The following is a 23,177-nucleotide window of genomic DNA, read 5'->3' as shown; positions in this document are numbered from 1 at the left end:
GCCCGATTACGAGCAATGTACAGTATAAGAAAATGGCAAAAATTGGTTTTATATCACTAGGTTGTCCGAAAAACCTCGTCGATTCTGAGCGCATCCTGACCGAACTTCGTACCGAAGGCTATGATGTTGTGCCAAGCTACGACGACGCGGATATGGTTATCGTTAACACCTGCGGCTTTATCGACAGCGCGGTTCAGGAGTCCCTGGAAGCAATCGGTGAAGCATTGAACGAAAACGGCAAGGTGATCGTTACCGGCTGTCTGGGCGCGAAAGTCGATCAGATCCGTGAAGTCCACCCGAAGGTGCTGGAAATCACCGGGCCGCACAGCTACGAACAGGTTCTGGAGCACGTTCACCACTATGTGCCAAAACCAAAGCATAACCCGTTCCAGAGTCTGGTTCCTGAGCAGGGCGTCAAGCTGACTCCGCGCCATTATGCCTATCTGAAAATTTCTGAAGGCTGCAACCACCGCTGCACGTTCTGCATTATTCCGTCGATGCGTGGCGATCTGGTGAGCCGTCCGATCGGCGACGTTCTCAGCGAAGCCAAGCGTCTGGTAGATGCGGGCGTAAAAGAGATACTGGTCATTTCTCAGGATACCTCCGCGTACGGCGTGGATGTGAAGCATCGCACCGGTTTCCATAACGGCGAGCCGGTCAAAACCAGCATGGTTGATCTGTGCGAACAGTTATCAAAACTGGGGATCTGGACGCGTCTGCATTACGTCTATCCCTACCCGCACGTTGATGACGTGATCCCGCTGATGGCGGAAGGTAAAATCCTGCCGTATCTGGACATCCCGTTGCAGCATGCCAGCCCGCGTATTCTCAAGCTGATGAAACGCCCAGGTTCCGTGGACAGACAGTTGGCGCGCATCAAGCAGTGGCGTGAAATCTGCCCTGAACTGACGCTGCGCTCCACCTTCATTGTCGGTTTCCCGGGGGAAACGGAAGAAGACTTCCAGATGCTACTCGACTTCCTGAAGGAAGCACGACTGGATCGCGTCGGCTGCTTTAAGTACAGCCCGGTTGAAGGCGCTGGCGCCAATGACCTGCCGGACCAAATCCCGGAAGAGGTGAAAGAAGAACGCTGGAACCGCTTTATGCAGTTGCAACAGCAGATCTCTGCTGAACGTTTGCAGGAGAAAGTGGGCCGCGAAATTCTGGTTATCGTTGATGAAGTTGACGAAGAAGGCGCGATTGGCCGCAGTATGGCTGACGCCCCGGAAATCGACGGCGCGGTATACCTGAATGGCGAAACCAAGGTGAAACCAGGCGATATCATCCGCGTGAAGGTCGAAAACGCAGATGAATACGATCTGTGGGGCACCCGCGTTTCAATAGCGTAACCCAACGTAGGCCGGATAAGGCATTTATGCCACATCCGGCAGCTAACGCGTCTTATCAGGCCTACGGTTTATCCTTTTATCTTCGGGTCCAGCGCGTCGCGCAGACCATCGCCCAGTAAGTTAAACGCCAGCACCGTCAGAAATATCGCCACCGCCGGGAAAATTGCTACGTGCGGCGCGATCACCATATCTGCCCTTGCCTCATTAAGCATTGCCCCCCACTCCGGGGTCGGCGGCTGCGCGCCCAATCCCAGGAATGACAAGCTCGCGGCAGAGATAATCGACGTGCCTATTCGCATGGTAAAAAAGACCACGATCGATGAGACCGTTCCCGGCAGAATATGGTTAAAGATGATGGTTGCATCGCTGGCGCCAATACTGCGCGCAGATTCAATAAAGGTCTGCTGTTTCAGCACTAGCGTATTCCCACGCACCAGGCGCGCGAAGGCCGGAATGGAAAAAATAGCCACGGCAATAATCACGTTGGCAATGCCGCTTCCCAGCACCGCCACCACAGCAATCGCCAGCAAAATACCCGGAAAGGCGAACAGTACATCGCAGATGCGCATAATCAGTCGATCCCACCAGCCTTCGTAGTATCCCGCCAGCAACCCCAGCACCGTGCCAATCGCCGCGCCAATAAATACGGCAAAGACCCCGGCCGCCAGCGAGATTTGCGCGCCAACCAACACCCGGCTAAAGATATCCCGTCCCAGGGAGTCAACGCCAAACCAGTGCAGCATCGACGGCCCGTCATTCAGTCGGTCATAATCGAAGTAGTTTTCGGCATCAAATGGCGTCAGCCAGTGGGCAAAAATCGCCACCATAATCAGGACAAGGACAAATAATCCCGCGAACAGCGCCATCCGCTGGCGGCGGAAACGACGCCAGAACTCATGCCACGGCGTGCGTATCTGCTCTGGCTTAACAAGGGGCATCGCATTTAAAATCGCCTGTCGGCGCCAGTTAAAAAATCGCATCCTTACTTGTACCTGATAGCCGGATTAATGGCGGCGTAGAGCACATCCACCACTAAGTTAATAAGAATAAACTCCAGAGAGAATAACAGCACCTCGGCCTGAATCACCGGATAATCACGCATTTCGACGGAGTCCACTAACAGTCGTCCAAGCCCTGGCCAGTTAAACACTTTCTCAACCACAATTGAGCCGCCAAGCAAAAAGCCAAACTGTAGTCCCATCATGGTAACCACCGGAATCATCGCGTTACGCAGGCCATGTTTTAACACCACCCAGGTTTCACTCACCCCTTTGGCGCGCGCGGTGCGCATATAGTCTTCACTGAGCACATCAACAAACGAGGCGCGAGTAAAGCGGGCCAATACCGCTGCCACCGCCGCCCCCAGCGTGATTGACGGGAGGATATAGTGTAGCCAGGTGTCAGCGCCAACGGTGGGCAACCAGCCGAGTTCAACGGAGAATATCTGCATCAGCAGCATGCCGAGCGCAAAAGCCGGAAAAGAGATCCCGGTGACCGCCAGCGTCATACTCAACCTGTCCGGCCAGCGATTACGCCATACGGCGGCGATAATCCCCGCCGTCATACCAAATAACACCGCCCACGCCATACTGGCAATTGTCAGCCATAGCGAGGGCATAAAACGGCTGGCAATCTCTTCCGAAACCGGGCGACGAGAAACCATCGAGGTTCCAAAATCGCCCTGCAATACGTTGGTCATGTAATGCCAGAACTGAATATGCAGCGGTTGGTCCAGACCCAGTTGCTTACGCACCAGTTCGATCACCTCAGCGTCAGCCTCCGGTCCGGCAATCAGCCGGGCCGGATCGCCGGGTAGCAGGTGAACAAATAAAAACACCAGCACCGCAACAATCAACAGCGTTGGAATCAACCCCAGCAGGCGCTTGAAAACATAGTTAAGCATCACGCTCCCTTCGCCGGCCCCTGCATTGCGGGGCCGAATGCATCGCTTATTTTAAATCCGCATCATCAAAGCTAAATCCGGTGTCCGGCATGATCCAGAATCCGGTCAACCTGGTGCTGTGCGCTGAAATCAGTTTTTCCACCACCAGCGGGATCCACGGCGACTCTTTCCAGATGATATCCTGCGCATCTTTGTACAGCTTCGCTTTCTCGGCCGGATCGTTAGTTTGCAGAGCCGCAGCTAAATCACTGTCCACCTGCTTATTGCTGTAGAACGCCGTATTAAACAGCGTCGGCGGCCAGTTTTGCGATGCAAACAGCGGCGACAGCGCCCAGTCAGCTTCGCCTGTAGACGCAGACCAGCCGGTGTAGAACATCCGCACTCCGCTCTCTTTCTGCGCTTTACCTTCAACTTCCGCCGCGCGCTGACCAGCATCCATCGCCGTCACCTGAGCCTTAATGCCCACCTGCGCCAATTGCTGCTGGGTAAATTGCAATACTTTCTGCGCGGTACTGTGGTTATGCGAAGACCACAGCGTGGTGGTAAAACCATTAGGGTAGCCCGCTTCTTTCAGCAACTCGCGCGCTTTCGCCGGATCGTAAGGCCACGGCGTATAGCTTTGCGCATAGGCAATCGATGGCGGGAGAACGCCGGTGGCTGGCGTCGCGTACCCGGCAAAAGCGACTTTCACCAGTGCCTGGCGGTTGATGGCATAGTTCAGTGCCTCGCGCACCTTCGGGTTATCGAACGGTTTTTGCGTGACGTTCATGCTGATATAGCGCTGCATGATAGACGGACTGGCCACCAGTTCCAGGTTTTTGTTCTTCGCCAGTAGCGCCGCCTGCTCGTAAGGGATCGGGAAGGCAAACTGCGCCTCCCCGGTTTGCAGCATGGCCGCACGCGTGTTGTTGTCGGTCACCGGGCGCCAGGTAATCGTGTCAAGCTTTGGCAACCCTTGCTGCCAGTAGCCCGCGAACTTCTTAACCTTCACAAAATCCGTCTGATTCCAGGTTTCAAGCTGATACGGCCCAGTGCCGACAGGATGAAAGCCGATCTCCTTACCGTATTTCTCCAGCGCGGCAGGCGAAATCATTGCCGTTGCCGGGTGCGCCAGAATATTGATGAATGCCGAGAACGGCTGTTTTAGCGTAATCTTCACCGTCGACGGGTCGACAACCTCGGTTTTATCAATATTCTTATACAGGTTGTAGCGTTTCAGATGGTTTTCCGGATTACTGGCCCGATCGAGGTTAGCTTTGACCGCATCGGCGTTGAAGTCAGTCCCATCCTGAAACTTCACGCCCTGACGCAGCTTAAGGGTGTAAGTCAGGCCATCATCAGAAATCGTATAACTCTCCGCCAACACATTTTTCAGCTTCATCTCTTTATCAAGGCCAAACAGCCCTTGATAAAACGACTTTGCTACCGCCTGCGACAACGTGTCGTTCGCGTCATAGGGGTCGAGCGTGGTGAAGTTAGATCCCACCGCCACCACCACGTCTTTGGCGGCCCAGCCCGGTGCGGCGGCCAGCGCAGACGCCACTCCCACAGCAACCAGCCATTTTCGAGCAACAATTTTTGTCATGTTATTCTCCTTAAACCCTGTCTGCCTGTTATAAACGCGAAAGCGCATTTTCTGGTTGTGAACGCGCGACATAATGCCCCGGACCAACTAACTGTAACGAAACGGGGGAAATCTCTTCGCCGCGCTTGCGAATATTGCTGGGGATATCATCCGACAACAGCACGCGCTGGGGCCGTTGATGTGATGGATCGGCAACCGGTACTGCCGCCATCAGTTTGCGCGTATACGGATGCTGCGGATTTTCAAATACCGCCCGCCGGGTGCCGATCTCGACGATCTGCCCCAGATACATCACCGCCACACGGTGACTGATCCGCTCCACCACCGCCATATCATGGGAAATAAACAGATATGCGATCCCCATTTCACGCTGCAGGTCGAGCAACAGGTTGATAATTTGTCCACGAATCGAGACATCCAGCGCCGAGACCGACTCATCGGCAATGATCACCTTGGGATTGAGCGCCAGCGCCCGGGCAATGCAGATACGCTGACGCTGACCGCCGGAAAACTCGTGCGGATAGCGCCAGGCATGCTCAGGGAGCAATCCTACGCGTTCCAGCAGCCAGGCAACCCGTTTTGCCGCCGCATCACCTTGCAGTAATCCATGCACCCGTAGCGGCTCTAAAATGGAATATCCCACCGTCTGGCGGGGATCGAGCGAGGCATAAGGGTCCTGGAAGATGAACTGAATGTCCCGACGCAGCGGCTGCAGTTTACTGGCGGCCAGGGTATCAATACGCTGTCCGTTGAAGATGATCTCTCCACGCTGAGACTCAACCAGGCGCAGCAACGCCCGTCCGGTGGTGGATTTGCCGCAGCCCGACTCGCCCACCAGCGAGAGCGTTTCTCCCGGCCACAGGTCAAAGCTGACGTTTTCCACCGCGTGCACCTCGCGGGTCACCCGGTTCAGGATGCCGCTGCGCAGAGGAAAACGCGTCACCAGATTGCGCACACGTAGGATAGGATCGCCTTCAACTACGGTGTCCTGCTCGGTTTGCGGTTCGACATGACTGGGATCGTGTAAAGAAATAAGTGGGAAACGACGCGGATATTCTTGTCCGCTCATGGCACCAAGCTGCGGCACGGCTGCCAGCAGCGCTTTAGTATAGGGATGCTGGGGAGCATGAAAGATCTGCTCAACGCTGCCGGTTTCTACCGCCTCCCCCTGATACATCACCAGCACACGGTCGGCAATATCCGCCACCACACCCATATCGTGGGTAATAAAGATCACCCCCATCGACATATCCTGCTGCAACACTTTTATCAATTGCAGGATCTGCGCCTGAATAGTGACATCCAGCGCGGTGGTCGGCTCATCGGCAATCAGCACCGCAGGGCGGCACGACAGCGCCATGGCGATCATCACGCGCTGGCGCATGCCGCCGGAAAGCTGGTGCGGATAGCGCGATAAAATCGCCTTCGCCTCGGGAATACGGACCTGATCGAGCATCCGTTTAGCTTCCAGCATCGCCTCTTCATGACTGGCCCCCTGGTGTAAACGGATCGACTCGGCGATCTGCTCACCCACGGTAAACACAGGATTAAGCGACGTCATTGGCTCCTGGAAGATCATCGCGATATCCGCGCCGCGCACGTGGCGCATCTGTGATGCGCTCTGTTCACTCAGCTCAATAACCTGTCGGTTGCGGCGTCGGAGTAGCATTTCATCACAGCTCACCTCGCCGCCAGCCTGTTCAATCAGACGCATCAGCGACAAAGCCGTGACCGACTTTCCTGAACCGGACTCGCCAACTATCGCCAGCGTTTCGCCACGCTTCAGGCGAAATGACAGATTACGCACCGCACTGACGCGCTGTTGTTCCTGTTCAAAGGCAATGTTCAGATTACTCACCGCCAATACGTCACTGACGTCAAGCTCATCACTGTGTGGCAACGGTATCTCCTTTTTCCCGATAAATACCGGTGGTTGGCGTATCGCCCGCGTATCCCCAGGCACGGTACATGCCTTCACTGTTAAACGGTAAGGCGACGTTGCCCTCATGATCGATAGCAATTAAGCCACCACTGCCGCCCAGCGCCGGTAATTTTTCCATCACCACACGTTCGCAGGCCTCAGATAAACTCAGGCCGCCATAATCCATTAACGCCGCAATGTCATAAGCCGCCAGCGCACGAATAAAGACTTCTCCGGTGCCGGTGCAGGAAACCGCCACGTTGGCGTTATTGGCATAACAGCCTGCGCCGACCAGCGGACTGTCACCCACCCGGCCCGGCAATTTATTGGTCATCCCGCCGGTCGATGTCGCCGCCGCCAGATTGCCAAACATGTCCAACGCAACCGCCCCCACGGTACCCATTTTGTTGTTCTCATCCAGTGGGGTAGCGTTATGATCCAGCACCGTTTCACCCGCCGTTCGCGCCGCCAGCAGTTGAGCGTAGCGGTCTGGCGTCGAGAAAATATCCGCCGAAACGCGCTCCATACCCTGCGCAATGGCAAAATTCTCTGCCCCCTCACCAATCATCATGACGTGTGGGCTGTGTTCCATCACCAGGCGTGCGGCAAGAATGGGGTTTCGCAGATGGCGAACGCCCGCGACGGCTCCCGCTTGCAGGGTATTACCGTCCATCACGCAGGCGTCCAGCTCATGGGTTTCATCACGGGTATATACCGCGCCAATTCCGGCATTAAACAGCGGGCACTCTTCCAGCAGACGCACGGCCTCGGTCACCACATCCAGTGCGCTCCGACCCTCTTCGAGCATCCGTTGGCCGGTTTCGACGATATCTGACAGCGCCTGTATATAACGCAACTCCTGCTCCTGACTCAGCTGCGCATGGGTAATAGCCCCGGCGCCGCCATGAATTGCAATAACTGCTTTACCCATTTTTTCGTCCATTAAGGTGACAGGTTCCGGGGGTTATAAATATCAGAATTTCGGTGACTTATTGATTCGATTTTTGAATATAGAAAGATGCAGACGTCATGTAAAGGTAAAGGCCTGCCCCTCATAGCCGATACCATCAGGTCATTCAGATAGAGTAAACAGAAATGAGTCCCGACGACCGTGAATAACCTATTCAAGCAGATCGGTAATCTGTTTTTTTGCATACCATACAAATCGTTGTACTGACGGCATAGATTCAGCCCAGTTCGTTTTGGTTACCCCCAGATATTCCGCACATGCAGCTTGCAGCGTGTCAGCATGCTCAACGGGCAATTGTGGCATTAGCCACGACGCGGCCTCATCCTTAGCGACAATATCGCCGGTCACGACGCTGTACCAGATACGCGCCAGAGCCAGAATGATATTGCGCTCATCACCCTCTAAATCTGCCGGTTTTTGCCACTGTTCAAGAGTATGTCGAAACGTTGCCAATACATCATTGGCAGGAATGGCGTTGAATAATATATCAGCGGGTTTACCGAACAACGGTACGCTGGCGCGCCGGGCCTGGGTCAGCAAAATGGCAAGATCAGGATCCGCCAGCGCCGGTTCAAATACGCCGGCACCGATATCATCACGCAACCACTCACCAAACTGCATTTCTCTGACGGGAGGGAATCGCCACGGTACGATCTGCGAGAACAAAACAACGGTGACTTCCAGCGCGCGGTAACGTTCTGAGGTGCCGGGCGGTGCTGAAATAGTCAGCAATTCCCGCATCACGGTTTCTCTTAATCGGGCATCCATTGGTTCCCATAGGGTGACCAACAAATCGATGTCGCTTTGAGGTTTTAAACCGCTGTCGACAGCAGAACCATACAGATGAATAGCAACGAGATTCTCCTCGAAAAGCTGGCGGATGAGCGTGCTGGCGGCATGCACCTGTCGTCGAATTGCGTCCGGGATAGTAGTAGCCATTTAGCCCCCTGGGGAAAAGAGCGGAAATATTGAGTCTATACTGCATTTTTCCTGTGGCGCTATCCTCTGACATAAAACCTTGATCAGATCTGATTCTAAGCCTGAGGTAGCATACTGTCCGCGGCCATTTTCTGACATAATGGCCGGATTCGATTTTGCCCCGCAGGAGTCTTCTCATGGAATTTACCGCCGGACTGATGCCGCTTGAAACGGCTCTCTCTCAGATGCTGTCGCGTATTACCCCGCTCACCGCCGTCGAAACGCTGCCGCTGGTTCAATGTTTTGGTCGCATTCTGGCCACTGACGTCGTCTCCCCCATTGATGTACCGGGATTCGATAACTCGGCAATGGATGGCTATGCGGTGCGATTAGACGATTTACGCTCGGGTCTGCCGCTTGCGATAGCAGGCAAAGCCTTTGCCGGACAGCCTTTTCACGGCGAATGGCCCGCGGGGACCTGTATCCGCATTATGACTGGCGCCCCGGTGCCTGCCGGTTGTGAAGCGGTGGTCATGCAGGAACAAACGGAACAAACAGACGACGGTGTGCGTTTTACCGCCGAAGTCCGCAGTGGACAAAATATTCGTCTGCGCGGGGAAGATATTGCAAACGGTGCAGTCGTCTTCCCCGCCGGGACTCGCCTGACAACCGCCGAGCTCCCGGTTCTGGCCTCGCTCGGTATTGCTGATGCGCCTGTCGTGCGCAAAGTCCGCGTGGCGTTGTTTTCCACTGGTGATGAACTGCAACTGCCGGGTCAACCGCTGGGCGACGGACAGATTTATGACACCAACCGTCTGGCCGTTCACCTGATGCTGCAACAGTTGGGCTGCGAGGTGATCAATCTGGGTATTATTCGCGACGATCCCAACGCGCTGCGCGCGGCGTTTATTGAAGCCGACAGCCAGGCCGATGTCGTTATCAGTTCCGGCGGCGTTTCAGTCGGTGAAGCGGATTACACCAAAACCATTCTGGAGGAGCTGGGAGAAATTGCCTTCTGGAAGCTGGCCATCAAACCGGGCAAACCGTTCGCCTTTGGCAAACTGAGCAACAGTTGGTTTTGCGGCCTGCCGGGTAACCCGGTGTCAGCGGCCCTTACCTTTTATCAACTGGTGCAACCGCTGCTGGCGAAGCTCAGCGGCAACACAGGCTGTGGGTTGCCACCTCGCCAACGCGTGCGCACTGCGTCACGTCTGAAGAAGACGCCAGGTCGTCTGGATTTTCAACGTGGCGTATTGCAGCGCACCGCAGAAGGCGAACTGGAAGTCACCACCACCGGACACCAGGGTTCGCATATTTTTAGCTCCTTTAGCCTCGGCAACTGTTTTATCGTATTAGAACGCGATCGCGGTAACGTTGAAGCCGGAGAGTGGGTTGAAGTCGAGCCGTTTAACGCGCTGTTTGGAGGCCTGTAATGGCGGAACTCAGCGACCAGGAGATGATGCGCTATAACCGGCAAATCATTCTGCGCGGCTTCGATTTTGAAGGTCAGGAAGCGCTCAAGGAGGCACGGGTACTGGTCGTTGGTCTGGGGGGACTTGGCTGCGCCGCAACCCAATACCTGGCAGGCGCTGGTGTCGGGCATTTAACGCTGCTCGACTTTGACACCGTTTCCGTGTCGAACCTCCAGCGCCAGACGCTGCACAGCGATGCAACCGTAGGGCAACCGAAAGTGCTATCCGCCCGCGATGCGCTGGCGCGGATTAACCCTTATATCACCATTACCCCAGTGAATGCGCTGCTGGATGATAGCGAAATTCACGCGCTGATCGCCAAACACGATTTGGTGCTGGACTGTACGGATAACGTCAGCATCCGTAATCAGCTTAATGCCGGATGCTTTAGCGCAAAGGTTCCGCTGGTTTCCGGTGCGGCAATCCGCATGGAAGGACAAATTACCGTCTTTACCTATCATGAAGGCGAACCTTGCTACCGTTGCCTGAGCCGCCTGTTCGGTGAAAATGCCCTGACCTGCGTGGAAGCTGGCGTAATGGCTCCCCTAATCGGCGTGATCGGCTCGTTACAGGCTATGGAAGCCATTAAGCTGCTGGCAAACTACGGTAAACCCGCATCTGGAAAAATCGTCATGTACGACGCCATGACCTGCCAGTTTCGCGAAATGAAACTGATGCGTAATCCGGGCTGTGAGGTCTGCGGGCAGTAACGGTAAGCCCCGGCGGCATTTATTTTCCGGGGCTGTATTAACATACATTCAATGCGTCAAAGATTTAATATCTTCCTCTGACAGTCCGGTGATTCTCACGATAAGCTCCCGTGGGAGACCATCGGCCAGCATTGAGTGGGCAATGCGCAGCGCTTCCTCACGACGACCTTCAGCTAAACCTTTTTCATGACCGCGCTGCATGCCTTTCCGTAGCCCCTTTCGCTCTCCTGCTCTACGTATTTTTTCAACAATATTCATTGTACGCTCCTTGTGTTCGGGTATCTGCTGCGCCAGCTTACGCATAAATCGCCCAAAGCGCGGTTTGTGACCCTGCTGGATTAGCAGATAATTAAACAACGCTTTTAGCTGGCTGTCATTAGCACTTCCTGTAACCAGCAGCGTAGCCAGATTGTCCACCAATCCCAACAAATCGCGCTGACGAATATGCTTTTGAATCAGTTCCAGCAGTGCAATACGCCGGTGCTGCATAATTTCTTCATCCGGGATCACAGTAATATCCACCAACGGAAATGCCGACAGATAAAGCTGGCGCGCCAGGAGCGGATTATCAAACTCATCCAGCCAGCACAAAGAAAAGGGATAAGGCGTATCGACGCCATGATAAAACAACATCGGCACGACTAACGGTAAGCGGGTATGCCCGGCGTCAAGGTGGCTTTGCATTGCCGCTATCGCATAACGCATCAGGCGAAACGACATATGCGCATCTGGACGACTTTGATGTTCAATCACGACATAGATATAACCCTCCCCTTCACTGGTTTTCATCGACCAAAGCACATCGGAATAATATGCGCGTAAGTTTTCTTCAATAAAACTGGCGGGTTGCAGTTCTAACGTCGCCAGATCGCAAAGCGCCTTTAGCGTGGGAGGAAGATGAATGTCAATAAAATCGCGGGCTGTGGCAGGGTATTTTAAAAATGTTTTAAACAACGCATCGTGCGGTGTGGCTGTAGGTGTTTTTTTCATGGCGGTCCGTCACCTGATAAACATGATGACGTGACTGTACCCGTCGCGATGACGGGTCGCATGCAGGCCTTGCCGGTTTTACGAGGGCGATTCGCAGTTAATTGCGCTTAACTGCAACAGATTCATTTTAACGGAATCACATACGCAAATATGCCGGAGTAATCCGGCATAACACTATATCGACGTGCGACCGAATGCGCTCTGCCAGTCGTGCTCGAACTTTGCTACAGCCGCATCCACAGCCGGAGAGGTAATAAACTGCTGCGCCACGTCCAGCGGCAGCGTGATGGATTCACAGCCTGCCAGCAGGCAATCCAGCGCCTGACGCGGCGTTTTAAAACTGGCAGCCAGTACTTTGGTGTGCGGCGCATGCATGGTCAGTAAGGTTTGCAGATCGGTAACTGTCTGAATACCGTCTCCCCCCTGCGCATCCACGCGGTTTACGTATGGCGCAACATATTCCGCTCCTGCCAGCGCAGCTAACAGCCCTTGAGCAGCACCGTATACCGCAGTACCCAGGGTCGGGATCCCTTCTTCTTTCAGTAGCTTAATTGCCGCCAGACCTTCTGCCGTTACCGGCACTTTGACCACGATATCCGCAATGATTGTCCGCAGTTTACGCGCATCACTGACCATGCCTTCAGCGGTCGTCGCCATCACCTGCGCAAACAGTCGGCCTTGTCCTCCCATCGCTTCCTGCAGTTGCGGCAGCAACACTTCCAGCGTCTCTTTACCCGTTGCCACAATGCTTGGGTTAGTGGTCACCCCAGCCAACGGCAAAACACGCGCCAGCGCTTTGACAGCGGCAACATCAGACGTATCTAAATAGAGTTCCATAACCTTTCCTCAAACGAATAATTAGCATGAACAAAAGGTAGCACGGCGAAACCTCACGGTTAGTTGACGCACGTCAATATAACTTTCATTCGAAAGTAATTTAATCTTTATACGAAAGAAAAGAGGTCGCTTATGATTTTCAATATCCAGCGCTATTCCACGCATGATGGCCCCGGTATCCGTACCGTGGTGTTCCTTAAGGGATGCTCCCTGGGCTGTCGTTGGTGTCAGAACCCGGAAAGCCGCGCCCGCACACAGGACCTGCTGTACGACGCACGTTTGTGTCTCGACGGTTGCGATCTCTGTGCTCAGGCGGCACCTGCGGTGATTGAGCGGGCGCTGAGCGGTCTGCTTATTCATCGCGAAAAACTGACCAATGACGCTTTCGCCGCGCTGACGGACTGCTGTCCAACCCAGGCGCTGACCGTCTGCGGAGAGGTAAAAAGCGTGGACGACATCATGGCGACCGTATTGCGTGATAAACCGTTTTACGATCGTAGCGGTGGAGGTCTCACCCTCTCTGGTGGCGAACCGTTTATGCAGCCAGAACTGGCGGCAGAATTATTCCAAGCCAGCCACGACGCGGGCATTCATACGGCGGTCGAAACCTGTCTGCATGTGCCATGGAAGTATATCGAGCCGTCATTACCTTATGTTGATCTGTTCCTGGCCGATTTAAAACATGTCGCCGACGCGCCGTTTAAACAGTGGACCGATGGCAACGCCTCGCGTGTATTAGACAATCTGAAAAAATTGGCCGCTGCGGGTAAAAAAATGATTATCCGCGTACCGCTGATTCAGGGTTTCAACGCTGACGAAGCCGCCATCCAGGCGATTACCGATTTTGCTGCCGACGAGCTTCACGTCGGTGAGATCCATTTTTTGCCCTATCACACTCTGGGCATCAATAAATACCACTTACTCAGTCAACCCTACAACGCACCGGATAAACCGCTTGAGGCGCCAGCTCTGCTCGAATTTGCTCAGCAGTATGCCCGCCTTAAAGGTTTAACCGCGACCCTACGAGGATAATCGCCATGACCACTCTGAAACTGGACACACTCAGCGACCGTATCAAAGCGCATAAAACAGCCCTGATCCACATCGTGAAGCCACCGGTGTGTACCGAGCGCGCCCAGCACTATACCGAGATGTATCAGCAACATCTGGATAAGCCGATCCCGGTACGCCGCGCGCTGGCGCTGGCCCATCATCTGGCGGAACGCACCATCTGGATCAAGCATGACGAACTGATTATCGGTAACCAGGCGAGCGAAGTGCGCGCCGCGCCGATCTTCCCGGAATATACCGTCTCCTGGATTGAAAAAGAGATCGATGACCTCGCCGACAGGCCGGGCGCAGGCTTCTCAGTAAGTGAAGAGAACAAACGCGTATTGCACGAGGTGTGCCCGAGGTGGCGCGGCCAGACAGTACAGGATCGCTGCTACGGGATGTTCACCGATGAGCAGAAAGGTCTGCTGGAAACCGGCATTATCAAAGCCGAAGGCAACATGACCTCCGGCGACGCACACCTGGCGGTGAACTTCCCGCTGCTGCTGGAAAAAGGTCTCGACGGCCTGCGTCACAAAGTCGATGAACGTCGCTCCCGTATCAATCTGACTTGTCTGGAAGACCTCCATGGCGATCAGTTCCTGAAAGCGATAGATATCGTGCTGGAGGCCGTCAGTCTGCACATTGAGCGCTTTGCCACGCTGGCACGCAAAATGGCATCCACGGAGACCCGCGCCAGCCGCCGCGAGGAACTGCTGACCATGGCGGAAAACTGTGATGTGATTGCCCATGAACCGCCAAAAACGTTCTGGCAGGCGCTGCAGTTGTGCTACTTCATCCAGTTGATCCTGCAAATTGAATCGAACGGTCATTCAGTGTCGTTTGGTCGCATGGACCAGTATCTCTATCCTTTCTATCGTCGTGATGTGGAGCTGAATCATACGCTGGATCGCGAACACGCCATTGAGCTGCTGCACAGCTGCTGGCTGAAGCTGCTGGAAGTGAACAAAATCCGCTCCGGCTCCCATTCAAAGGCCTCGGCAGGCAGCCCGCTGTATCAGAACGTGACCATTGGCGGACAGAATCTGGTTAACGGTCAGGCGATGGATGCCGTCAACCCGCTCTCTTACGCCATTCTGGAATCCTGCGGTCGCCTGCGCTCTACTCAGCCTAACCTGAGCGTGCGCTATCACGCGGGGATGAGTAACGATTTCCTTGATGCCTGTGTGCAGGTCATTCGCTGCGGCTTCGGGATGCCAGCCTTTAACAACGATGAAATCGTCATACCTGAATTTATTAAGCTTGGCATTGAACCGCAGGACGCCTATGACTATGCGGCTATTGGTTGCATCGAAACCGCCGTTGGCGGCAAATGGGGCTACCGTTGTACCGGCATGAGCTTTATTAACTTTGCCCGCGTGATGCTGGCGGCGCTGGAAGGCGGACGCGATGCCACCAGCGGTAAGGTCTTCCTGCCGCAGGAAAAAGCACTCTCGGCTGGCAACTTCAACAATTTCGATGAAGTGATGGACGCCTGGGATACACAGATTCGCTACTACACGCGTAAATCTATCGAAATCGAGTATGTCGTCGACACCATGCTGGAAGAGAACGTACACGATATTCTCTGTTCGGCGCTGGTAGACGACTGTATCGAACGTGCGAAAAGCATTAAGCAAGGCGGCGCGAAGTATGACTGGGTATCAGGTTTGCAGGTGGGTATCGCCAACCTCGGCAACAGCCTGGCGGCGGTGAAGAAACTGGTCTTTGATCAAGGTGCTATCGGCCAGCAGCAATTGGCTGCGGCACTGGCTGATGATTTTGACGGTCTGACTCACGAGCAATTACGCCAACGACTGATCAACGGCGCGCCGAAGTACGGCAACGATGATGATTCCGTTGATACGCTGCTGGCCCGCGCTTATCAGACTTATATTGATGAACTGAAACAGTATCATAATCCACGTTACGGTCGTGGTCCGGTTGGCGGCAATTACTACGCCGGGACCTCTTCGATCTCCGCAAACGTGCCGTTTGGCGCAGCAACCATGGCAACGCCGGATGGCCGTAAGGCGCACACTCCGCTGGCGGAAGGTGCGAGCCCGGCTTCCGGGACGGACCATCTCGGCCCGACGGCGGTGATTGGCTCGGTGGGTAAACTGCCTACCGGTTCCATTCTCGGCGGTGTACTGTTAAACCAGAAGCTGAATCCGGCCACGCTGGAGAATGAATCTGATAAGCAAAAACTGATGATCCTGCTGCGTACCTTCTTTGAAGAGCACAAAGGCTGGCATATTCAGTACAACATTGTGTCCCGTGAAACGCTGCTGGAAGCAAAAAAACACCCGGATCAATACCGTGACCTGGTGGTGCGTGTCGCAGGCTATTCCGCCTTCTTCACCGCCCTGTCTCCGGATGCGCAGGACGATATCATCGCCCGTACTGAACACATGTTGTAACTCCCCCCGCCCGGTGGCGCTGCGCTTACCGGGCCTACTCCTCTCTCCGTAGGTCGGGTAAAGCGAAGCGGCCCCCGGCCTTTTACTTTCATTCGAAATTAAATTTGTGCTTCAGGTCACATTGTTATTAGAATGTTTCTGGTCGCAGTTATCAGCCAGGAGCAAGTATGACCATCAAAGTTATCGTCACCGATATGGACGGAACTTTTCTCGACGACGCCAAGAAATACGATCGTGCACGTTTTATGGCGCAGTATCAGGAACTGAAAAAACGAGATATTGAATTTGTCGTGGCCAGCGGCAACCAGTATTACCAGCTGATCTCCTTTTTCCCGGAGCTTAAAGACGAAATATCGTTTGTCGCTGAGAATGGCGCGCTGGTTTATGAGCACGGCAAGCATCTGTTTCACGGCGAGCTTACCCGTCACGAATCACGCATTGTTATTGGCGAACTCCTCAAAGATAAGCAGCTCAATTTTGTTGCCTGTGGTCTGCAAAGTGCCTACGTCAGTGAGAATGCCCCTGAGCCTTTCGTGGCATTGATGTCGAAACACTATCATCGCCTGAAACCGGTGAAGGATTATCAGGACATTGATGATGTGCTGTTTAAGTTTTCGCTGAACTTACCCGACCAACAAATCCCATTGGTTATCGATCATCTGCATACAGCTCTTGATGGCATAATGAAGCCCGTCACCAGTGGCTTTGGGTTTATCGATTTGATTATTCCGGGCTTACATAAAGCCAACGGTATCAGTCGCCTGCTGAAACGCTGGAACCTGTCTCCACAAAACGTCGTCGCCATTGGCGATAGCGGCAACGATGCAGAAATGCTGAAAATGGCGCATTACTCTTTCGCCATGGCCAATGCGGCAGAGAGCATCAAAGCGATTGCCCGCTATCAGACCGACGACAATAACCATCAGGGCGCGCTGAACGTGATTCAGGCGGTGCTGGATAACACCTCTCCTTTTAACGTCTGATCCTGCTAACCGGGGCATGCTCCGGTTTCCACTCTTTATGCATTCCGTGCACACCATCAAGTTTTTAAACTTGCATTAACTTATTTTTAACTTATATTGCATGTGTAAGTTAAATAAGTTTCGAATGAAAGTTAATGCGAGGTGGTTATGGCTTTTACGTTTACCAGCGACACATTGCCCGCCGATCACAAAGCGGCAATCCGTCAGATGAAACAGCAACTGCGGGCACAGCTTGGGGATGTTCAGTTGATTTTCAATCAGTTGAGCGATGCCATTGCCACTCGCGTGGCGGAAATCAATACCCTCAAAGCACAAGGCTCCCCGGTCTGGCCTGCGTTGTCCTATGCAGATATCAACGCGGGACGCGTAAGCGCCGAGCAGCGTGAAGAGATTAAGCGTCGCGGATGCGCGGTCATCAAGGGGCATTTCCCCCGCGAGCAGGCGCTGGCATGGGATCAGTCGATGCTCGATTACCTGGATCGCAACCATTTTGATGAGGTCTACAAAGGCCCCGGTGATAACTTTTTTGGCACCCTCAGCGCATCCCGCCCGGAGATTTACCCCATCTACTGGTCCCAGGCGCAGATGCAGGCCCGCCAGAGCGAAGAAATGGCCAATGCGCAGTCATTCCTTAATCGCCTGTGGACGTTTACAAGCGAGGGGAAACAATGGTTTAACCCGGACGTCAGCGTTATCTATCCTGACCGCATACGCCGTCGTCCGCCGGGAACAACGTCCAAAGGGCTGGGCGCGCACACGGATTCCGGCGCGCTGGAGCGCTGGCTTCTGCCGGCATATCAGCAGGTCTTTGCGAATGTTTTCAATGGTAAGCTGGAAGATTACGATCCATGGCAGGCGGCGCATCGCACAGAAGTTGAAGAGTACACAGTAGATAACACCACCAAATGTTCAGTATTTCGTACCTTCCAGGGCTGGACGGCACTGTCTGATATGTTGCCTGGTCAGGGATTGTTGCACGTAGTCCCAATCCCTGAGGCGATGGCCTATGTGCTGCTACGTCCATTGCTGGACGATGTGCCGGAAGATGAACTGTGCGGCGTAGCGCCTGGCAGAGTCCTGCCGATTTCCGCACAATGGCATCCGCTGCTGATCGAGGCGTTAACCAGCATCCCACAACTGGAAGCCGGGGATTCGGTCTGGTGGCATTGCGATGTGATCCACTCCGTCGCGCCGGTGGAAAATCAACAGGGCTGGGGCAATGTGATGTACATCCCTGCCGCACCGATGTGCGAAAAGAATCTGGCTTATGCCCACAAAGTGAAGGCCGCGCTGGAAAAAGGCACGTCACCGGGTGATTTCCCGCGCGAGGATTATGAAACTGACTGGGAGGGACGCTTCACGCTGGATGATTTGAATATCCACGGTAAGCGTGCGCTGGGGATGATTTAATCTGTAACTTATACCCTTTTCCCTAAGTATCTCGTGTTACAGGTGCAACCATCACACCTGTAGCACGAAAAACAACAAGAAACTTATTCGACGCCTTTACTACGCAGGTAATCTTCGTAGTTACCGGTGAAGTCGATCACGCGCTCCGGCGTAATTTCAATCACACGGGTTGCCAGAGAACTGACGAACTCACGGTCGTGAGAGACGAAGATCAACGTGCCCTGATACATTTCCAGCGCCATGTTCAGCGACTCAATTGATTCCATGTCCAGGTGGTTGGTTGGTTCATCCATTACCAGAATATTTGGTTTCTGCATCATCAGTTTACCAAACAGCATGCGTCCTTTTTCACCACCGGAAAGCACTTTTGCAGGCTTCTTGATATCATCCTGGCTGAACAGCAGACGACCGAGGAAGCTACGCACAACCTGCTCATCATCGCCTTCTTGTTTCCACTGACTCATCCATTCGAAAACCGTCAGATCGTTTTCAAACTCATATTCATGATCCTGCGCGTAGTAACCGACCTGCGCGTTTTCGGACCACTTCACGGTACCGTTGTCCGGCTGCAAAGCGCCAACCAGCGTTTTCAGCATGGTAGATTTACCCACGCCGTTAGCACCAATGATGGCAACCTTTTCCCCCACTTCCAGCAGCAGGTTGAAGTTTTTAAACAGCGGGCCTTCATCAAAGCCTTTCGCCAGTGCTTCCACTTCCAGCGCGTTACGGAACAGTTTCTTATCCTGCTCGAAGCGGATGAACGGGTTCTGACGGCTGGACGCTTTCACTTCGTCGAGCTTGATCTTGTCAATCTGACGCGCACGAGAGGTCGCCTGACGAGATTTCGATGCGTTAGCGCTAAAGCGGCTGACGAAGGATTGCAGGTCGGCAATCTGCGCTTTCTTCTTGGCGTTATCGGCCAGCAGACGTTCACGCGCCTGGGTTGCCGCCGTCATGTATTCGTCGTAGTTACCTGGGTACACACGCAGTTCGCCGTAGTCGAGATCCGCCATGTGCGTACAGACCATGTTCAGGAAGTGACGGTCGTGCGAAATGATGATCATGGTGCTGTCACGTTCGTTCAGCGTCTGCTCCAGCCAGCGGATGGTGTCAATATCCAGGTTGTTCGTTGGTTCGTCGAGCAGCAGAATATCCGGGTTAGAGAACAGTGCCTGGGCCAGAAGCACACGCAGCTTCCAGCCGGGTGCGACTTCGCTCATCGGGCCGTAATGTTGTTCTACCGGGATACCCACGCCCAGCAGCAGTTCGCCCGCACGCGCTTCCGCAGAGTAGCCGTCCATTTCACCGTACTGAACTTCGAGGTCAGCCACTTTATAGCCGTCTTCTTCGCTCATTTCGGCCAGCGCGTATATACGATCGCGCTCCTGCTTCACTTCCCACAGTTCACCATGACCCATGATTACGGTGTCAAGCACGGTGAACTCTTCAAAGGCGAACTGATCCTGACGCAGCTTACCGATGCGCTCATTCGGATCGAGGGAAACGTTACCCAGCGTCGGTTCGAGATCACCGCCGAGAATTTTCATAAAAGTGGATTTACCGCTACCGTTCGCGCCAATCAGGCCGTAACGGTTGCCGCCGCCAAATTTGACGGAAATATTTTCAAACAGCGGCTTACTGCCGAACTGCATGGTGACGTTGCTGGAAACTAACACTGGCGTATCCTGAAAGAGAAAGAAATATGTGACAAACCGCTTATTATGCCATAAGTCTACGATAAGATCGCCCCTTCATGCTGAAGGGCTAAAGTGAAAGCAAAAGGAAAAAAATGTGATTTAGTACACATCCGAATTCCTTGTTGCTCAGATTGCACATATAATGCGTGCCCAACACTACATAAATCTCAACCCACTGGCCTGCCTGGCACTGAATCTCGCATACATGAAGATGAATATGAAATTGACAACGCTTTTCGCGGCGGCACTTGCGGTAGTTGGTTTTTGCAACACTGCCTCAGCCGTCACGTACCCGCTGCCTACCGATGGTAGCCGTTTGATTGGCCAAAACCAGGTCATCACCATTCCTGAAGGCAATACCCAACCGCTGGAGTATTTTGCGGCAGAATATCAGATGGGTCTGTCTAACATGCTGGAAGCGAACCCTGGCGTGGATACTTTCCTGCCGAAGGGCGGCACCGTACTGAACATTCCTCAGCAATTGATCCTGCCGGATACCGTGCATGAAGGTATTGTTATCAACAGCGCTGAAATGCGTCTGTACTACTACCCGAAAGGCACCAACACCGTTATCGTTCTGCCGATCGGTATCGGCCAGTTAGGCAAAGACACGCCGATCAACTGGACCACCAAAGTAGAACGTAAGAAAGCGGGCCCAACCTGGACGCCAACGGCGAAAATGCATGCGGAATACCGCGCTGCGGGCGAACCGCTGCCAGCCGTGGTTCCGGCAGGTCCGGATAACCCGATGGGCCTGTACGCACTGTATATTGGCCGTCTGTATGCTATTCACGGTACCAATGCTAACTTCGGCGTTGGCTTACGTGTCAGCCACGGTTGCGTCCGTCTGCGTAACGACGACATCAAATTCCTGTTTGAAAATGTGCCGGTCGGCACTCGCGTACAGTTTATCGATGAGCCGGTGAAAGCCACTACCGAACCAGACGGCAGCCGTTACATCGAGGTGCATAACCCACTGTCCACCACTGAAGCACAGTTTGAAGGCGGGGAAATCGTACCGATTACGCTGAACAAGAGCATTACCAGCATCACCGGTCAGTCTGACGTCGATCAGTCCGTCGTTGAGCAGGCGGTACAGAACCGTTCTGGTATGCCGGTTCGTCTGAACTAATCTGCTATACATGCCCGATGGTGCTACGCTTATCGGGCCTACCAACGCAGTAGGCCGGATCAGGCGCCAGCCGCCATCCGGCGCCCCACATCAATTACATCACCTGCAGCAAACCATACCCTACCAGTCCCGCCCATATCAGCATCGGCAGCGAATACCAATGAAAACGCCACCAAATCCGTCGGTCGTTTGCCATGCGTAAAGCGATAAGATTTGCCAGCGATCCCGGCAGCAGCCCGAAGCCGCCCACATTAACTGCCCAGGCCAGCAGCAGCGTCGGCGGAACGTAGTTCAGCAACAAAATTGTACTGGGCACATTACTGATAAACTGCGACAGGCCAATGGCCGTCAACCAAAGACCCGGCGCAGAGAGCGTGCCAATCTGGTGGGTTATCCCCTGCAAGGCCGGTAGCTGCGTCAGCAAATGCACATCAATGAACATCGCCATAAACACCAGCAGCAGCGTCCAGTCCACGCTGAGAATGACGCGACGCGCCAGAACCATGAACCCCGCCGCCACAATCGCCAGCCCCCACAGCTCTTGTTTTAACTCCAGTGCCGCCAGAAAGATGAGATACAGCGCCAGACAGCTCCACACCAGGCGTGGTTGCCAGTCCGGCGCGCGCGTACCGGTATGATAGTGCAATGCTTTGTTTGGGAAACTGAACCAGCAAAGCACCACCAGCGTCAGCATCATGGCACCCGCGAGCGGCGCCATCTGCCAGGTAAACGCGGTAAATGACAACCCGGAGCGTCCCCACATCAGGATATTTTGCGGATTGCCTATTGGCGTCAGCAACGATCCGGCGTTCACCGCCAGCGCCTCAAAGATAATCAGGCGATTCACCGGAATGGCGCACAATTTTTTCAGGGTGATGGTCAGCGGGACAACAATAAATAACGCAACATCGTTAGTCAGAAACGTCGACAGCAGCGCTGCCGCCAGCACCATGAATATCGCCAGTTGGCGTTCTGTGTGAAAACGGCGGGTCATCTTGCGCCCTAACACGTCGAAGTAACCGCTTAACTCCACACCTTTGGTCAGTAGCATCAGGCCGCTAAGCGTAATGATGGTGTGCCAGTCAATCGCGCCAGGCCATGACCGGGGCGTAAATGGCGTGAACACGCTCAGTACAACCCCGACGATGATTAACAGCTGGAAAAAACGATCGCGCTGCAAGGCGCGTAGTAAAGGAAAACTCATTCAGAGCCAGTTCCTTGCTGTTGCGTAAAACGGCTAAAAGCCTCCAGCGTTTCCTTACTGACGTGGTGCTCCATTCCCTCAGCGTCACGCCGGGCAATTTCCGGGCTGATACCTAACATCAACAGGAAATTTTCCACAATCTGATGCCGCTCTCGGCTCTCCTGGGCCAGGCGTTCGCCTTCTGCGGTTAAAAACACCCCGCGCCAGGGGATCATTTCAATCAACCCGACTGAAGCAAGGCGCTTCAACATTTTGGCAACCGTCGGCTGGGAAACCCCGAGTCGGGCAGCCATATCCACCTGGCGCGCTTCACCCACCTCAATAATGAGATCGGAAATCAGCTCTACGTAGTCATCAATCAGCTCGCGGCGATGCGCCTCCCGGACCTGACGAAATCCTTCAACGTGTTCTTCGACATTCACCAATTGCGTCACTTTTTTTGTTGTTGGCATACCTGCGCGACGACTCATTCTGCTTCCTCGTTACTGTGACGCGTTAACGGCATCTGATTAGAGAGCGCTCATTGTAAACCAGAGTTGCCTGGGCACAAAAAATTAACGTTTTAGCAATAGCTATATAATATAGCCTGTGCTATATCTGTATATAATAAAGACATCCCTCAAGGA

19 protein-coding genes are annotated in these 23,177 nt (G+C 54.0%); 8 read left to right on the top strand and 11 right to left on the bottom strand.

What is annotated here, in order from left to right:
• Nucleotides 1-32 precede the first annotated feature (32 nt).
• Nucleotides 33-1,349, top strand: a complete 1,317-nt coding sequence (gene rimO, locus ACVXHP_RS00865; RefSeq protein WP_447570687.1) for a 30S ribosomal protein S12 methylthiotransferase RimO — start codon at nt 33-35, stop codon at nt 1,347-1,349.
• A gap of 68 nt (nt 1,350-1,417) precedes the next feature.
• Here the strand turns inward: rimO and gsiD are convergent, their stop codons facing one another.
• From gsiD to ACVXHP_RS00835, 6 genes are all read right to left on the bottom strand, one after another.
• The gene (gene gsiD, locus ACVXHP_RS00860; RefSeq protein WP_447570686.1) at nt 1,418-2,329 is read right to left on the bottom strand and encodes a glutathione ABC transporter permease GsiD; all 912 of its coding nucleotides are present in this window, start codon (nt 2,327-2,329) and stop codon (nt 1,418-1,420) included.
• Between the two features lie 2 nt (nt 2,330-2,331).
• Nucleotides 2,332-3,252, bottom strand: a complete 921-nt coding sequence (gene gsiC, locus ACVXHP_RS00855) for a glutathione ABC transporter permease GsiC (protein WP_003836970.1) — start codon at nt 3,250-3,252, stop codon at nt 2,332-2,334.
• Nucleotides 3,253-3,298: 46 nt separating this feature from the next.
• Nucleotides 3,299-4,837 carry a glutathione ABC transporter substrate-binding protein GsiB gene (gene gsiB, locus ACVXHP_RS00850; protein ID WP_447570685.1) on the bottom strand — a complete coding sequence of 513 codons (1,539 nt, stop codon included), beginning with the start codon at nt 4,835-4,837 and terminating at the stop codon, nt 3,299-3,301.
• Between the two features lie 28 nt (nt 4,838-4,865).
• Nucleotides 4,866-6,737: a glutathione ABC transporter ATP-binding protein GsiA gene (gene gsiA / locus ACVXHP_RS00845; protein WP_447570684.1), complete on the bottom strand. Its 1,872-nt coding sequence runs from the start codon at nt 6,735-6,737 to the stop codon at nt 4,866-4,868.
• The gene (gene iaaA, locus ACVXHP_RS00840; RefSeq protein ID WP_447570683.1) at nt 6,724-7,689 is read right to left on the bottom strand and encodes a beta-aspartyl-peptidase; all 966 of its coding nucleotides are present in this window, start codon (nt 7,687-7,689) and stop codon (nt 6,724-6,726) included. The genes gsiA and iaaA overlap by 14 nt, the downstream gene beginning before the upstream one ends.
• A gap of 189 nt (nt 7,690-7,878) precedes the next feature.
• Entirely contained in the window at nt 7,879-8,667 is a 789-nt protein-coding gene (locus tag ACVXHP_RS00835; RefSeq protein WP_447570682.1) for an aminoglycoside adenylyltransferase family protein, read from the bottom strand.
• Between the two features lie 176 nt (nt 8,668-8,843).
• On the opposite strand from ACVXHP_RS00835, the gene moeA reads away from it, so the two are divergent.
• Nucleotides 8,844-10,079, top strand: a complete 1,236-nt coding sequence (gene moeA, locus ACVXHP_RS00830; RefSeq protein WP_200007100.1) for a molybdopterin molybdotransferase MoeA — start codon at nt 8,844-8,846, stop codon at nt 10,077-10,079.
• Nucleotides 10,079-10,828, top strand: a complete 750-nt coding sequence (gene moeB, locus ACVXHP_RS00825) for a molybdopterin-synthase adenylyltransferase MoeB (protein WP_447570681.1) — start codon at nt 10,079-10,081, stop codon at nt 10,826-10,828. The genes moeA and moeB overlap by 1 nt, the downstream gene beginning before the upstream one ends.
• A gap of 48 nt (nt 10,829-10,876) precedes the next feature.
• Here the strand turns inward: moeB and ACVXHP_RS00820 are convergent, their stop codons facing one another.
• Nucleotides 10,877-11,818, bottom strand: a complete 942-nt coding sequence (locus ACVXHP_RS00820; RefSeq protein WP_447570680.1) for an Rpn family recombination-promoting nuclease/putative transposase — start codon at nt 11,816-11,818, stop codon at nt 10,877-10,879.
• A gap of 174 nt (nt 11,819-11,992) precedes the next feature.
• Nucleotides 11,993-12,655 carry a fructose-6-phosphate aldolase gene (gene fsa / locus ACVXHP_RS00815; RefSeq protein WP_447570679.1) on the bottom strand — a complete coding sequence of 221 codons (663 nt, stop codon included), beginning with the start codon at nt 12,653-12,655 and terminating at the stop codon, nt 11,993-11,995.
• A 132-nt stretch (nt 12,656-12,787) separates the two neighbouring features.
• Here fsa and ACVXHP_RS00810 point away from each other — a divergent pair, with 132 nt between their 5' ends.
• The 4 genes from ACVXHP_RS00810 to ACVXHP_RS00795 all read left to right on the top strand — a co-directional run bounded on the left by ACVXHP_RS00810 (nt 12,788) and on the right by ACVXHP_RS00795 (nt 18,518).
• Entirely contained in the window at nt 12,788-13,687 is a 900-nt protein-coding gene (locus ACVXHP_RS00810) for a glycyl-radical enzyme activating protein (protein ID WP_447570678.1), read from the top strand.
• Between the two features lie 5 nt (nt 13,688-13,692).
• Nucleotides 13,693-16,125, top strand: a complete 2,433-nt coding sequence (locus ACVXHP_RS00805; RefSeq protein WP_447570677.1) for a glycyl radical protein — start codon at nt 13,693-13,695, stop codon at nt 16,123-16,125.
• Between the two features lie 167 nt (nt 16,126-16,292).
• Nucleotides 16,293-17,108, top strand: a complete 816-nt coding sequence (locus tag ACVXHP_RS00800) for a Cof-type HAD-IIB family hydrolase (protein ID WP_447570676.1) — start codon at nt 16,293-16,295, stop codon at nt 17,106-17,108.
• Between the two features lie 147 nt (nt 17,109-17,255).
• Entirely contained in the window at nt 17,256-18,518 is a 1,263-nt protein-coding gene (locus ACVXHP_RS00795) for a DUF1479 domain-containing protein (protein ID WP_447570675.1), read from the top strand.
• A gap of 83 nt (nt 18,519-18,601) precedes the next feature.
• Here the strand turns inward: ACVXHP_RS00795 and ACVXHP_RS00790 are convergent, their stop codons facing one another.
• Nucleotides 18,602-20,194 carry an ABC-F family ATPase gene (locus ACVXHP_RS00790; protein ID WP_047025535.1) on the bottom strand — a complete coding sequence of 531 codons (1,593 nt, stop codon included), beginning with the start codon at nt 20,192-20,194 and terminating at the stop codon, nt 18,602-18,604.
• Between the two features lie 232 nt (nt 20,195-20,426).
• Between ACVXHP_RS00790 and ldtB the strand changes: the two genes are divergently transcribed.
• Nucleotides 20,427-21,347: a L,D-transpeptidase gene (gene ldtB / locus ACVXHP_RS00785; protein WP_047025543.1), complete on the top strand. Its 921-nt coding sequence runs from the start codon at nt 20,427-20,429 to the stop codon at nt 21,345-21,347.
• 94 nt (nt 21,348-21,441) lie between these two features.
• Here ldtB and ACVXHP_RS00780 read toward each other — a convergent pair whose 3' ends face one another.
• Both ACVXHP_RS00780 and mntR read right to left on the bottom strand, forming a co-directional pair.
• Nucleotides 21,442-22,551 (bottom strand): anion transporter, encoded by a 1,110-nt coding sequence (locus tag ACVXHP_RS00780; RefSeq protein WP_316128681.1) that lies wholly within the window; start codon nt 22,549-22,551, stop codon nt 21,442-21,444.
• A complete protein-coding gene (mntR, locus tag ACVXHP_RS00775) occupies nt 22,548-23,021 on the bottom strand; it encodes a manganese-binding transcriptional regulator MntR (RefSeq protein ID WP_003831586.1) in 474 nt (157 codons plus the stop codon). Before mntR ends, ACVXHP_RS00780 begins: the two co-directional genes overlap by 4 nt.
• Between the last annotated feature and the right edge of the window lie 156 nt (nt 23,022-23,177).

Source organism: Citrobacter freundii complex sp. 2025EL-00176, from assembly GCF_053309355.1.
The sequence above is the reverse complement of the archived record's forward strand: the minus strand, read 5'-3'. Positions and strand labels throughout refer to the sequence as shown.

What these genes read in the sequence shown, in the direction of transcription:
- rimO (WP_447570687.1), top strand. Translation starts at nt 33, where the DNA reads ATGGCAAAAATTGGTTTTATATCACTAGGTTGTCCGAAAAACCTCGTC.
- gsiD (WP_447570686.1), bottom strand. Translation starts at nt 2,329, where the DNA reads ATGCGATTTTTTAACTGGCGCCGACAGGCGATTTTAAATGCGATGCCC.
- gsiC (WP_003836970.1), bottom strand. Translation starts at nt 3,252, where the DNA reads ATGCTTAACTATGTTTTCAAGCGCCTGCTGGGGTTGATTCCAACGCTG.
- gsiB (WP_447570685.1), bottom strand. Translation starts at nt 4,837, where the DNA reads ATGACAAAAATTGTTGCTCGAAAATGGCTGGTTGCTGTGGGAGTGGCG.
- iaaA (WP_447570683.1), bottom strand. Translation starts at nt 7,689, where the DNA reads ATGGGTAAAGCAGTTATTGCAATTCATGGCGGCGCCGGGGCTATTACC.
- ACVXHP_RS00835 (WP_447570682.1), bottom strand. Translation starts at nt 8,667, where the DNA reads ATGGCTACTACTATCCCGGACGCAATTCGACGACAGGTGCATGCCGCC.
- moeA (WP_200007100.1), top strand. Translation starts at nt 8,844, where the DNA reads ATGGAATTTACCGCCGGACTGATGCCGCTTGAAACGGCTCTCTCTCAG.
- moeB (WP_447570681.1), top strand. Translation starts at nt 10,079, where the DNA reads ATGGCGGAACTCAGCGACCAGGAGATGATGCGCTATAACCGGCAAATC.
- ACVXHP_RS00820 (WP_447570680.1), bottom strand. Translation starts at nt 11,818, where the DNA reads ATGAAAAAAACACCTACAGCCACACCGCACGATGCGTTGTTTAAAACA.
- fsa (WP_447570679.1), bottom strand. Translation starts at nt 12,655, where the DNA reads ATGGAACTCTATTTAGATACGTCTGATGTTGCCGCTGTCAAAGCGCTG.
- ACVXHP_RS00810 (WP_447570678.1), top strand. Translation starts at nt 12,788, where the DNA reads ATGATTTTCAATATCCAGCGCTATTCCACGCATGATGGCCCCGGTATC.
- ACVXHP_RS00805 (WP_447570677.1), top strand. Translation starts at nt 13,693, where the DNA reads ATGACCACTCTGAAACTGGACACACTCAGCGACCGTATCAAAGCGCAT.
- ACVXHP_RS00800 (WP_447570676.1), top strand. Translation starts at nt 16,293, where the DNA reads ATGACCATCAAAGTTATCGTCACCGATATGGACGGAACTTTTCTCGAC.
- ACVXHP_RS00795 (WP_447570675.1), top strand. Translation starts at nt 17,256, where the DNA reads ATGGCTTTTACGTTTACCAGCGACACATTGCCCGCCGATCACAAAGCG.
- ldtB (WP_047025543.1), top strand. Translation starts at nt 20,427, where the DNA reads ATGAATATGAAATTGACAACGCTTTTCGCGGCGGCACTTGCGGTAGTT.
- ACVXHP_RS00780 (WP_316128681.1), bottom strand. Translation starts at nt 22,551, where the DNA reads ATGAGTTTTCCTTTACTACGCGCCTTGCAGCGCGATCGTTTTTTCCAG.
- mntR (WP_003831586.1), bottom strand. Translation starts at nt 23,021, where the DNA reads ATGAGTCGTCGCGCAGGTATGCCAACAACAAAAAAAGTGACGCAATTG.